Here is a 12,163-nt window from a genome sequence, read left to right as displayed (position 1 = left end):
ATACTTTAAATAATTACCAGGAAAATTGTCGCTTTAGATACACACTTTTCAGCGGCAATGTTTATAATTTACTAATTAGAATCTGAACACGGAGTACCGTATGCTTCTCAGAACCTATCAGCTCACTGAAATGCAAATGGATGCATTGACTGATCTCAAAAACAGATGCAAGGCCATTGATGGCGGACTGCCAAGTTTCTACCCGCATATCCTGAGGCAGAAACGAGAAACAGCCAATAATATCCTGTATTATGTCGATAACCGACTGGTTGCTTTTTTAAGCACCTACTTCTTTTATGAGGATGCTTGCGAAGTGAGTGTACTGGTAGAGCCAGATTCTCGCCGCCAGGGCTTGGCCAGCAAATTGCTTTTTAATATTTTGCCGCTTCTCCAGTCAAAAAAAATGAAGCGTCTTATTTTTTCAATGGGGCATAAGTTCAATGACTCATGGCTTGGTCCTCTGGGATTTAACTATCAGCAGAGCGATTATCACATGCTAAGACAAAGTTATGAGCCCATTCTTGTAAACCATTCCACGCTTTCTTTCAGAAAAGCGGTTTTTGATGACGCCGGATTATTGTGCGAAATTGACAATTCCGCCTTTAAAATGGATGTTCCCAGTAATGTTGAGCGCTTTATTCAGATAATGAATGATCCGGATTACAGCATCTATCTGGCAATAAAGGACGAGCAGCCAATCGGCAAAGCGCATATTCACTGGCAAAATGAAAAAGCCGCTTTTTCAGACATTGCCATTTTACCGGAATTCCAGGGACAGGGGTTTGGAAGCACCCTTCTGGCTTATTGCATTAACAAGGCGTTGATGCAGGAAATATACAAACTAACGCTTGACGTTGAAACCACTAATCAAAACGCATTAAATCTCTATCTGCGGCATGATTTTAAAATCGCCAGCGTTTTTGATTATTGGGTCATTAATATAGAAAAGATACAGACTTTACTGGAAAGAGGTCATTTCAGCGACGATTCCTGCTGATTTCGAGAATTCAGCTTGACAGATTTTCAACGGCCACTTTAGTATTGCCTTTTACGCTTATGGATAGCGCCTAAGGGTGTGGCATGAAAAAACGTGTGGTCATTACGGGGATGGATCTTGTCTCCTCTATAGGTTGTGGTTTAGACGCTTTTTGGGAAGCTGCAGTGGCAGGCCGCTGTGGTATTCGGCGGATTCAGCATTACGATCCCAGCCCATACCCCACCCAGATTGGGGGAGAAGTGACTGATTTGTCACTTGATCATCTGCCCCAGTTTGACAAAAGCAAACGTTATCCACGCGCAGCGCAGTATGCCCTTTATTGCGCGCATCATGCGATTGAGCGCGCAGGGCTCACGCCTGAGGAATTATCTCTGGCCGGTACATTTATAGGCACCAGTGTAGGCGGTACGCCGGAATTGGAAAGCGCCTACGAATCCTTTTATAAAGAAAGCTGGAGAAAGATACCAGCTTTAAGCGTTATTCGCGGTATGCCCAACTCTATTGCCAACTTTGTGGCAATCGCCTTTGGTCTTGGGGGTCCGAATTCCACTATTTCCAATGCCTGTGTGTCCTCGGCGGAAGCCATTGGCACTGCTTATCAGCACATTGCGCATGGCAGGCTTGCGCTTGCTTTGTGCGGCGGAACTGAATCGCTGCTATGGGAATCGATTATGGCAGCCTGGTGCAAGCTGCGAGTCATGTCAACCCAAAACGAACAACCTCATTTATCCTGCCGGCCTTTTGATAAAGACCGGGATGGCATGGTAATGGCCGATGGCGCCGGCATTCTGGTCCTCGAAGAATTGCAACACGCCAAAGCACGAGGCGCCACCATCTATGCGGAAATTATTGGTTTTGGCGCCAGTTGCGATGCCTACCATGTGACTGCTCCGCATACAAAAGGGCAAACCCGGGCGATTGAAACAGCACTTGCCGATGCCAGATTATCAGTAGGTGATGTGCAATATATCAATGCACATGGCACAGGAACCCAGTTAAATGATCTGACCGAAACCGAAACTATCAAAGCAGTTTTTGGGGAACGAGCCTATGAAATTCCTATCACTGCCCAAAAAGCGATGACAGGACACGCCATCGGTGCAGCCGGAGCAATGGAAATTATAGCAACCACCCTGAGCCTGCAGCAGGACATTCTTTTGCCAACTATTAACCTTCACAATCCGGACCCAGCCTGTGATTTGGATTATGTGGCAAACCAGGCACGCCCAAAACGCATCGATATCGCCCTCTCGAACCATTTTGCGTTTGGTGGAGCCAATGCCGCTCTCTTGTTAAGAAGAGCCTATTAATGCCTTTTAGCCTCTTCAGTTTAGAGGCTAATCTCAAACAATCCACCAGAGCCATGTTTGCCGCCAAATTCGGTCACTCCGTAAAGCTTGTCGGCAGCCAGGCATAATCCTGAGCCAGGATTCATTGGTTGTCCATTAGCGCCTGTAAAAACATGCAGTACTTCAAACCCTGATTTGGGCTCTTCCAGGTCTAATTTGAAGATGGTTCCATAATTGGACTTGGTCGAACCAAAATAATTGGTCGCACCAAAAAGTGTTTTACCATCCGGGCTAAGAATTAAAGCTTGCGGATGGATCCCGTCATGAACGCTAAACTCATGCAAAACGCTGGACGAACAGGATTCATCGGATAAATCAATCTTGAAAATGATTCCTGAATTATTCCAGTGGCTGGTCTTATAAGCAATCCCATAAATAGCCTGCGTTTTTTCATTTAAGATAATTTTTTCAGGAATACCGCCATTTCGAGAGCCTGCCTCATTGTTGCAATCAAACGAATGTAAATGCTTAAAATGGGGCTCACTTGAATCAGCATTCTCTATTTTAAACAGACTGCCGCATTTTTTACTGCCGCCCAAGCTGGTAATTCCATATAAGTCATGGCCATTCTGACTTAGTGCCAGGCTTGCAGCCGGTGCCGAACCGTTTTCATCTTCCTGACCTTTGAAGGCATGAATGACTTCATAGGCAGGCTGCAAGGAATTATCAAGACTGATTCGATAAATAACACCGGAAGTAGAGCGCGGCTCATTCGCAAGCCCTCCAGATTCAGCGGCACCGTAAAGAAACTGCTCATCAGGGCTTAAGACTAACCCGCCTTTCAAATCATAGCCTTCTGCATAGCGTGTTTCGATGTCGGCCTCATGGAGAACTTGAAAGAAATGCCCATCGATGCTCATTTTAAAAACATCGCCCTGTAAAAAGCCATTGCGCACTCCATAAAGAAATTGCTGTTGCTTATCCAGCGTCAATTCCCCGGTGAAGTTTAAACGCGCCCCGTCGCGCTGTTTACCTGCTTCCTGCAATATCCCCAGTTCATCCTTCGCAGATTTCAGTTTGAATTGATAGATAAAGGAATCTGTATGACCATACAAGGTTTGATCCTTGCTGATGATTAAGGCATTTTGCGGGGCGCTGCCCAGGTAATAGTCAAAAGAATACAACATTGAGAATGGGTATTCCTGACCAATCGCGCTACTCCCGTGTAATAGCAACAATAAACTAACCCATTGAATCACAGCAGATCTCATAAGAATTCCTGGAATACAGAAAAGAATCTAAGTGCTAGATCCTAAACATTTTTTTTTCCAAGATATAGAGCTTATAAGATAATTTAGGCAAGATCTTTGAATTTCCGACTTGTTCAGTAAAAAAACCTCTCTCTAACTCTCTCCCAGAGGGAGAGAGGACTTTAAGGAAGATTCCTTTTAAGAGAATCCCCTTTCCCAAGTTGGGAGAGGGCCAGGGGAGGGTTGATTATAAACCACCTTCTGGCTGGCTATTTTTGAATAGTAATGCTTTCAATCACCACAGGAGTGACCGGTTTATCCTGTGAATCGGTCGCCGTCTGACTGATCTTGTCAGCGACGTCTTGTCCTGCTGTGACCTGGCCGAATACATTGTAACCGCCTTGCAGAGTGGGAGTTGGTGCAACGGTAATAAAAAATTGACTGCCATTCGTATTTGGGCCGGCATTAGCCATTGCCAGGACACCTGGCTTGTCAAAACTGGCATTGGTGTTTTCATTATCAAACTGATAGCCAGGCCCACCGGTGCCGTTGCCAAGGGGATCACCACCCTGGATCATAAAACCGGCAATCACGCGATGGAAGGATAATCCATCATAAAAAGGTCGTTTGACCATTTCACCGGTTTTGGGATCTTTAAATTCTTTTGTACCGGTTGCCAATCCTACAAAATTAGCGACGGTGTTTGGTGCCTGTTCTGAAAATAATTCGCAGGTAATGGTTCCCTGAGAGGTTTTAATAATCGCAGTTTCTGCATGTGCGGATAGTATGCCTGCCATTAAAGTCAATCCGGCAAATAAGGACACGGTGTTCTTCATAAAAAATCTCCCTGTGTTGCATGTGTTTTAAGATGCAGGGTTTAAATCAACCCGCTCTGTTTCGATTAGCAAATATTGTTTCGATAAATCACTCAAAACCTTACTCCCATTCTCCCTGATAAAACAATTGAGTCAACGGCTTTCTTTGGCGCAGCCTTTTTTCTTGCTCCATATCTCCCGTTCAACTAATTAAAATTTGTGCAGACTAGCCAGTTCTACAGCCAAAAAATGAGAAGTCAGCAGAACTTAAAATCTAAACCACGACAAAACTCTGCAATAGCGTTATAATTCCAAACATTTTGCGTGATTGGTAGAATAATCAATGAATGTTACGTTGTCAGAGTTAGCTCAAAAGCTGAATGGTACTGTTTTGGGTGATATGACTATTCCAATATCTCAGCTATCACCTATTGATAATATCATCCCTGGCGCTCTGGTTTTTGCTGAAGGAAAAGACAACCTCTATCTTGCCGAGCAATCTGAAGCTGCTGCCGTTTTAGTTAACCGGCAGACCAGCAGTGCATCCAAGACATTGCTGCAGGTCGATAATCCGTTAAAAGCCTTTATTGAGCTAATCCATTTGTTTTATCCTGCGCCCAGATTACAAGCCAGTATCCACTCAAGCGCTGTCATTGATAAAACAGCGGTTATCGGGAAAGATGTGGTGATTGGGCCGTTTGTAGTAGTAGGCGCGGGCTCAGTGATTGGCGATCGCTCTATCCTTAAAAGCCATGTTCATGTAGGGCAATCAGTAAAAATAGGTACTGATACCGTAATTCATCCTCAAGTCACTATTTACGATCACTCAGTAGTGGGCAATCGAGTAAGCATCCATGCTTCAACAGTGATTGGGTCTGATGGTTTCGGCTATACTTTTACAGATGGAGCGCACCTTAAGATCCCGCATGTCGGCAATGCGATCATTGAAGACGATGTGGAAATTGGCGCCAACTCGGTAGTTGACAGAGCGACACTTGGCTCGACAGTTGTGGGCAAAGGAAGCAAAATTGATAATCTGGTGCAGGTTGCCCATTCAGTCAAACTTGGAAAAAACAATATCCTTTGTGCGTTTACCGGCATTGCCGGCAGCACTACCAGCGGAAACAACGTCATCTTTGCTGCTAACGTCGGCGTTAGCGATCACGTGCGCATTGACGATGGGGTAATCCTTGCCGCCAGAGCAGGCGTTCCACCGCGAAAACATTTGAAGCAGGGCAATATATACCTTGGTAATCCTGCCCGTCCCAAGGATAAAGCCATTGAGCAGGAACTGTCGGTCACTCGAATACCAATCATGCGTAAAAATCTTAAGGCGCTTAGTGAAAAAGTAAATGCATTAGATGAGCGGCTTAACCAATATGAGAACAACGATGAATGATCCTTTAATTCTTGTCGATGGATCTTCCTATTTTTTTCGAGCGTTTCATGCTCTTCCGCCTTTGACAAATTCCAAAGGCCTGCCCACCGGCGCAGTTTACGGTGTGGCGAATATGATTAAGCGTTTGTTGAAAGACTATCCCAGTTCGCAGTTTGCGGTAGTCTTTGACGCCAAAGGCAAAACATTTCGCGATGACTGGTATCCGGAATATAAGGCGCACCGAGCCCCGATGCCTAATGATCTGTATTGCCAGTTTGATCCGCTGTGCAGCCTTCTTGAAGCGATGGGCATCCCGATGCTGACAATTGAGGGGGTTGAAGCGGATGATGTGATTGGCACTCTGGCCCGATTGGCCACCGAGCAGAATATTTCCGTTATTGTTTCGACCAGCGATAAAGACATGGCGCAATTAGTCAACGCCAACGTGACCCTGGTGAACACCATGACTGGACAGATCCTGGATATCGAGGGAGTTAAGGCCAAATTCGGAGTGACTCCTGAGCAAATCATTGATTATCTTACCCTGATTGGCGATAGCATTGATAATGTTCCAGGGGTGAATAAATGCGGACCAAAGACAGCGGTAAAATGGCTTGAGCAATTTAAGACCCTGGATAACCTCATTGCTCAGGCTGACAGCATAAGCGGCAAAATTGGCGAAAATTTAAGAGAGAGCCTGGCTCATCTGCCTTTGTCCAAGCGCCTGGTGACCATCAAAACAGATGTTGAATTACCGGTGCTGTTAAGCGATTTGCGCATTGTCAAAGCAAATGATAGCCGTTTAATCGAATTAATACGGGAACTGGAATTCAAAGGCTGGCTGAAAGAACTACTTCAACAAAGCGAAGCCAATGCAATGGAGAGTGGTGAGGAAAGCCCTAAACCAAATTTTGAGATTATTACCTCCGAAGAAAAACTCAAAGCCTTGTTAGGCCAACTGGCTAATTGCAAACGATTTTGTATTAATACAGAAACAAAAACCGATCAATTCATTAATGCAGAAATTACGGGCATTTCCATTGCAATCGAGGCCTCGGATGCGGTTTATATACCGATTGCCCACCAGGAAAGCAGTACACAATTATCACTGCAAAGCGTTCTTGCAGGTTTGAAGCCCATTTTGGAAAACCCGCTGATTGCCAAACTTGGACATAATCTGAAAGAGGATTATACGATTTTTAAGCACTATGGTATTACACTGCAAGGCATTGCCTTTGATACCATGCTCGAATCCTACATTTTAAACAGTTCAGCCGGAACTCATGATCTGGATTCGCTGTCTCTTAAATTTCTTGGTCACAAGCCCCTTGGTCTTGAAGCGATTGCTGGAAAAGGCGCCCGGCAATTGAGTTTTGATTTAATTCCAATTGAAAAGGCAGCTTACTATGCCGCGGAAAATGCCAGCTTGAATTTAAAACTCCATGAAATCCTTTACGGAATGATGGATCAGCCGCTTAGAAGCGTTTTCAACGACATTGAAATCCCCTTGCTCACCGTGCTGGCAGATATCGAGAGAAAAGGCGTTTTAATTGACACCCATGCCTTGGCTGAGCATGGCTTACGTTTAAAGGCACGTATTCTTGAATTGGAGACCGAGGCTATCGCCATTGCAGGAAGCCCTTTTAATCTTAACTCGCCCAAGCAATTGCAGGAAATATTATTTGATCAGTTGAAACTGCCTGCCATCAGTAAAACCCCAACCGGTCAACCCTCAACAGCGGAGGCCGTTTTACAGGAATTGGCTTACGATTATCGCCTGCCAGCCATAATTCTTGAATACCGCAGTTTAAGTAAACTGGTGTCCACTTATATTGATGCCCTGCCTAAATGGATTAATGCAGACAGCGGACGTGTGCATACCTCTTATAATCAGGCCGTGGCTGCAACCGGTCGCCTATCGTCAAGTGATCCTAATTTACAGAATATTCCTATCCGTAATGAAGAAGGCCGGCTTATCCGAACTGCCTTTATTGCACCCCCTGAACATGTGATTCTCGCTGCCGATTATTCGCAAATTGAATTAAGAATCATGGCGCATTTGTCCCAGGATGATAGTCTGTTAACCGCCTTTGCCAATAATTGGGACATTCATAATGCCACTGCCAGTGAAATTTTCCAGGTGCCGCTGGATGAAGTGACCCAGGAACAGCGCCGTCGTACCAAGGCGGTCAATTTTGGCTTGATTTATGGCATGTCGTCTTTCGGTCTCGCCAAACAATTAGGTATTGACCGGCAGGATGCGCAATATTATATGGATTGCTATTTCAAACGGTATCCCGGTGTTCTCGAATACATGGAAAGGACACGTCGTCTGGCGCATCAGCAAGGCTATGTTGAAACCCTCTTTGGCCGACGGCTTCATCTTCAGGAAATTAACTCCAGAAATCTGACCCGCCAGCGGGCAGCAGAGCGTATCGCCATTAATGCACCGATGCAGGGAACCGCCGCTGATATTATTAAAAAAGCAATGCTGGCAATTATCCAATGGCAAAATGTCACCGCCAATACTGATTTTCAGATGATCATGCAAGTTCATGACGAACTGGTATTTGAGGTAAAGCAGGAATGCGTCGAATCCGCTAAGGACACTATCTGTACGTTAATGGAAAATGTTGTGTCTTTATCTGTTCCTCTAAAAGTTTCAGCCGGTGTCGGGAAAAATTGGGGGGAGGCGCATTAATCGCCTGTAATGACAATTTAAAAGCGCAGGCGTATAATTTTGCAATTACCTGCCTTTTGAGTTGCCAAATGAGTCTATTTTCTACTAAAAACAAATTATCCCATTCGAAAATAGCAGCCTTTGCGAAGGCATTCGATGCCTGGATGGATGGTAACCGTCACTCCAACCAATCGCATATCGATTTATTGTTCAAATGGCTGGATAGCCATGAACATACCAAATTAGTAAAAAGACACCGCGATTTTTTAGCCTTGGCACAGGAAGTAGCGGCATTAGGCTATTCAACGGCTATGGATGTGCCAATTTCCGAAGAAGATTTTGCAAACAGGAAAATTGCTGATTCTTTTGAGCGCTGGCTTGCGAAGAATAATCAGCCGCTGATGACAAGTGCAGATTATTTATTATCCTGGATAAAGGAAGGAGATGGTGCAGAGTATATCAGGGATCGGCAACACTTTCTGCAATTAGTCCAGACATTAGCTAGAAGAGGTTATAAACATTCATTAGACCTACCTACTGCAGCAGCTGATTTTGAGAAGATTTATAACTCAAGAACTCCATTTTTCGTAATAGCGAAGCAGTTGCTCATAAATCATATAAAGCAGTATACAAAAAAACATCAGGCGGCGAATGTCAGTATGTCTAATACATTCTTTTTAACGCCTGATCATAAGCTATCATCAACTAAACTGGAATTGGCTGTCGATTTAATACGCGAGCTTAGACATTTGACTAGTATGGGTGATGATAAAGTGCATCTGAAGATACTACAAAACCTGCTGACAAAATATGAGGCAATGTCACAAGCATATAATGGCGATGTTAATCGTCATCGCGGTATTTTTGAACAAAATATGGATGCAGCCAGATCATTAATAGAGAAATTTTATGACAAATTGCAGTCTGCACAATTACAATTATTGAATGTTCCCTGTAATAGCGACCCTCTTAATCAGCTTCGATACCAAACAGCTCAGTACTTTGCAAAAAAACTCGAGGTAGCTCCCAAACAGGATTTCCTGATTCGCCAGCTTTCTTCTAAAGATCTTTCTGCAGAGAAAGAGAAGTATGTGATACAGGCTTTACAAGAATGCGAAGAAGCCGTTAGGGCAAGTGCTAGAGGTGGTAATGACCCGGAATATTTAGTAAAAGAGAAAATAACTCGATTGCAGCAGCTCATTCTTGGAAAAGATCAGGCAGCTCTCAGTGAATTGCCATTGATAAACTGTCTCTTACCAAAGTATGGCATGAGTTTCTAAGCCGCCACGCTCGCTTACTGGGCGCGAGGCAAGTTATGCCTTGAGATCTTTCCCCTTAGACGGACTGGTATCGGCAGGGACATTGCCACCTTGGATTGGCAGTTAGCAGAATAGGTTTTTAAGGTGTGACTAATCCGCTCTGTTGAAACCATTTTCGGCCAGCAATTCACCTCAGATAGTTTTAATCGGTACTGGGCAAATACCCCTGAAAACGCAGCGCGCATCGCAGGTGAATTAGTCCATACAACCAGAGGCACGGCCTTATTGGCCTGCAGCAGACTATCGGCCACGGCAGGGCCGTTACAAGCCAGGCCATCGCCAGCTCCCAAATCGCCGTCCAGAATAATCAAATCGGGGGTTGATTGAGACAAATAATGATTAAGATCAGAACTGCTTGCACAGACGGTTATGCTAACCTGCGGATTAACTTCCTGCAGTAAGCGCGTTAAGCAATATGCGTTAAAGGCGTGATCTTCAACAATTATCACTTGCATGATAACTCCCTTTCTCCATTCCTTTAAAGTATACGATCGAAAACTTAACGGAAGCTTAAGGATTGAAGGAGCGGCCTGGGATTTTATCAGGAAGGGATAAAAGTTATACTGGCTTTTACCCTTTGTTAAGTTGTAGAAATCGCGCAATCATTGCATTAACCTGCTCTGGTACTTCAAGGGTTGCCCAGCATTTGGATCCTATCACTTTACCAATCTCAAATTGAGGCGCTTCCTGCCGTAATTTTTGATAACTGCAATGATGCTCATCGGTGATAATACATAATGCGGGACAAGAAATCTGGCTTAATTTACCTGTAGAATGCCTATCCCATTCAATTAAGCCTTTAAACATTTTCTGCAGTGCCTTTTTTTCAACCTGATTAAAGGCATCTGCCGCTATTTTCTTAGTTGATTCATTCGCATCAATAAACAGGGCATTGACCAGATCATCAACAAATTCTTCATAATTTGCCGTGTCCAGGGCAGTGATAAACTCCTCAATTTCCTCGATAAATTTTTCATCCATAAAAATCGGCGGATCGATAAGGATAATGTGTTTGATGGGCAGATTATGACTAAGCACAGTATCAAACACTATATCTGCACCATTGTTAAGGCCAATTAAGCAGATATTATCGAGCGATAGTTCTCGGCAAACCTTGTTTATTAAAGCGGATAAATCAGCCATCTCGTAGCTTGCGATTCCCTTACTGCCGCTATGGCCAGGCAGATCAAGCCAGACGATATTACCAAACTGCTTCAGTAACTCTACCTGGTGGCTAAAAAAATGATGATTCCCACCGGCATTATGAATCAAAACAAAGTTCAGCTTACCATTGCCATCAATACGTTCATGCGGCCTCATCATTTATCCCTCCGCTATAGCCAGGCAATTTAGTGATAAAATCTGCTCCCATTATTTGCGATGGCGTTTTGTAGCCTGCATTAATTTCAGTTTCCAGTAAGTGCTCAACAATAGCCAGACTGCCCGTGACGGTGAGTGCGTATCCATTCGCTGTAGCAAATCTTAATGTTTTAATATCACCCCGGTCATTCTTTACCTCTCCCCAGACATAGGTGAGTTGCTTTTGTAACTGCTCATTATCAGGCCCTTTTTGCCTGGCGGCCCTCGATTTCAGAAAATTCTGCACCCACTTGAAGCCTAATAACCATCGCAGATAATTGAGCCTCTTTAGCATTGATACTCGCTTTGGACTCATTGGGATATAGACTTCAATATTGGGTATTCTGGTGGTATGAAAGGCAGTGCTTACATCGCCCCAGGGAATGGTCGTTGCCAGTTTCTCCCCTCGGCCAAAATCAATCGTCCTCGTTTTCCAGGCGAGAGGAACGGTTTGTATTAACCCATTCACCCGAGCTCTACCCCCTAATGCTAATCCTTCTACCGCAGTTTTTGCCGTTCCCGCAGACAGGCCTGATTTTGAGTCAAACCCGAGGGCCAAATAGTTGGCATCGGCAAGCTGTTGCTTTAACTGGGCGGCGAGACAGTCTGTCGGTATCACATCAAAACCAACGCCTGGACAAAGTATGATATTCGCGGCTTTTGCTGAATTATCCTGTTTCTGCGCATATTCAAAAACAGAAATTTCACCGGTAATGTCTAAATAGTGGACTCTTGATTGAATACAGGCGTTGATCATTGCCTGACTAGTGGAAGAAAAGGGACCCGCGCAATTCAAAATCAGTTTTACGTCAGCAAGTTGTGTACAGAGATTCTGTTGATCGCTTAAATCGAAAACCCGGCTCTGAAGCCCCAGGTCTTTCGCAAGTTCAGTGATGGAATGTGAGTCGCGCCCAGCCAGAATGGGATTTAAACCTCTTGATTTGGCTTCTCTTGCTATCAGCTTCCCGCTATATCCATTCGCCCCATAAATCATCCAGTTGAGCATTTTAATTCCTTTTTCAAGCATCCTTGGATACCGCGAACAAGTCGCGGTACGTAGGCTAATGAAGATAGGT

Annotated in this window: 10 protein-coding genes; 5 read left to right on the top strand and 5 right to left on the bottom strand. The window is 44.4% G+C overall.

Annotated features, from left to right (window positions below; genetic code table 11):
- The first annotated feature begins 100 nt into the window (after nt 1-100).
- Both LXA66_RS08970 and LXA66_RS08965 read left to right on the top strand, forming a co-directional pair.
- Nucleotides 101-997: a GNAT family N-acetyltransferase gene (locus tag LXA66_RS08970; RefSeq protein WP_233012876.1), complete on the top strand. Its 897-nt coding sequence runs from the start codon at nt 101-103 to the stop codon at nt 995-997.
- Between the two features lie 83 nt (nt 998-1,080).
- Entirely contained in the window at nt 1,081-2,307 is a 1,227-nt protein-coding gene (locus tag LXA66_RS08965) for a beta-ketoacyl synthase (RefSeq protein WP_233012875.1), read from the top strand.
- A gap of 20 nt (nt 2,308-2,327) precedes the next feature.
- On the opposite strand, the gene LXA66_RS08960 is transcribed toward LXA66_RS08965, so the two are convergent.
- Both LXA66_RS08960 and LXA66_RS08955 read right to left on the bottom strand, forming a co-directional pair.
- Nucleotides 2,328-3,557, bottom strand: coding sequence for a choice-of-anchor tandem repeat GloVer-containing protein (locus LXA66_RS08960; protein WP_233012873.1), 1,230 nt, complete (start codon nt 3,555-3,557; stop codon nt 2,328-2,330).
- A 248-nt stretch (nt 3,558-3,805) separates the two neighbouring features.
- Nucleotides 3,806-4,372: a peptidylprolyl isomerase gene (locus LXA66_RS08955; RefSeq protein ID WP_304608164.1), complete on the bottom strand. Its 567-nt coding sequence runs from the start codon at nt 4,370-4,372 to the stop codon at nt 3,806-3,808.
- A 322-nt stretch (nt 4,373-4,694) separates the two neighbouring features.
- Here LXA66_RS08955 and lpxD point away from each other — a divergent pair, with 322 nt between their 5' ends.
- From lpxD to LXA66_RS08940, 3 genes are all read left to right on the top strand, one after another.
- A complete protein-coding gene (gene lpxD / locus LXA66_RS08950) occupies nt 4,695-5,750 on the top strand; it encodes a UDP-3-O-(3-hydroxymyristoyl)glucosamine N-acyltransferase (protein ID WP_233012871.1) in 1,056 nt (351 codons plus the stop codon).
- Nucleotides 5,743-8,430 (top strand): DNA polymerase I, encoded by a 2,688-nt coding sequence (polA, locus tag LXA66_RS08945; RefSeq protein WP_233012869.1) that lies wholly within the window; start codon nt 5,743-5,745, stop codon nt 8,428-8,430. Before lpxD ends, polA begins: the two co-directional genes overlap by 8 nt.
- A gap of 68 nt (nt 8,431-8,498) precedes the next feature.
- On the top strand, nt 8,499-9,689 hold the full coding sequence (locus LXA66_RS08940; RefSeq protein WP_233012867.1) for a hypothetical protein: 1,191 nt from the start codon (nt 8,499-8,501) through the stop codon (nt 9,687-9,689).
- A gap of 14 nt (nt 9,690-9,703) precedes the next feature.
- Here LXA66_RS08940 and LXA66_RS08935 read toward each other — a convergent pair whose 3' ends face one another.
- The 3 genes from LXA66_RS08935 to LXA66_RS08925 form a co-directional block, all read right to left on the bottom strand.
- Nucleotides 9,704-10,183, bottom strand: a complete 480-nt coding sequence (locus LXA66_RS08935; RefSeq protein ID WP_233012865.1) for a response regulator — start codon at nt 10,181-10,183, stop codon at nt 9,704-9,706.
- A gap of 115 nt (nt 10,184-10,298) precedes the next feature.
- Nucleotides 10,299-11,051: an alpha/beta fold hydrolase gene (locus LXA66_RS08930; protein ID WP_233012863.1), complete on the bottom strand. Its 753-nt coding sequence runs from the start codon at nt 11,049-11,051 to the stop codon at nt 10,299-10,301.
- Nucleotides 11,035-12,093: a trans-acting enoyl reductase family protein gene (locus tag LXA66_RS08925; protein WP_233012861.1), complete on the bottom strand. Its 1,059-nt coding sequence runs from the start codon at nt 12,091-12,093 to the stop codon at nt 11,035-11,037. The genes LXA66_RS08930 and LXA66_RS08925 overlap by 17 nt, the downstream gene beginning before the upstream one ends.
- Nucleotides 12,094-12,163 lie beyond the last annotated feature (70 nt).

The sequence above is a fragment of the Legionella sp. 16cNR16C genome (assembly GCF_021297775.1).
In the GTDB taxonomy this organism is placed as follows: Bacteria; Pseudomonadota; Gammaproteobacteria; order Legionellales; family Legionellaceae; genus Legionella_C; species Legionella_C quinlivanii_A.
This window is presented reverse-complemented; position numbering and strand designations above follow the sequence as displayed.

Coding starts and splice junctions, on each gene's coding strand:
- LXA66_RS08970 (WP_233012876.1), top strand. CDS start 101: ATGCTTCTCAGAACCTATCAGCTCACTGAAATGCAAATGGATGCATTG.
- LXA66_RS08965 (WP_233012875.1), top strand. CDS start 1,081: ATGAAAAAACGTGTGGTCATTACGGGGATGGATCTTGTCTCCTCTATA.
- LXA66_RS08960 (WP_233012873.1), bottom strand. CDS start 3,557: ATGAGATCTGCTGTGATTCAATGGGTTAGTTTATTGTTGCTATTACAC.
- LXA66_RS08955 (WP_304608164.1), bottom strand. CDS start 4,372: ATGAAGAACACCGTGTCCTTATTTGCCGGATTGACTTTAATGGCAGGC.
- lpxD (WP_233012871.1), top strand. CDS start 4,695: ATGAATGTTACGTTGTCAGAGTTAGCTCAAAAGCTGAATGGTACTGTT.
- polA (WP_233012869.1), top strand. CDS start 5,743: ATGAATGATCCTTTAATTCTTGTCGATGGATCTTCCTATTTTTTTCGA.
- LXA66_RS08940 (WP_233012867.1), top strand. CDS start 8,499: ATGAGTCTATTTTCTACTAAAAACAAATTATCCCATTCGAAAATAGCA.
- LXA66_RS08935 (WP_233012865.1), bottom strand. CDS start 10,183: ATGCAAGTGATAATTGTTGAAGATCACGCCTTTAACGCATATTGCTTA.
- LXA66_RS08930 (WP_233012863.1), bottom strand. CDS start 11,051: ATGATGAGGCCGCATGAACGTATTGATGGCAATGGTAAGCTGAACTTT.
- LXA66_RS08925 (WP_233012861.1), bottom strand. CDS start 12,093: ATGCTCAACTGGATGATTTATGGGGCGAATGGATATAGCGGGAAGCTG.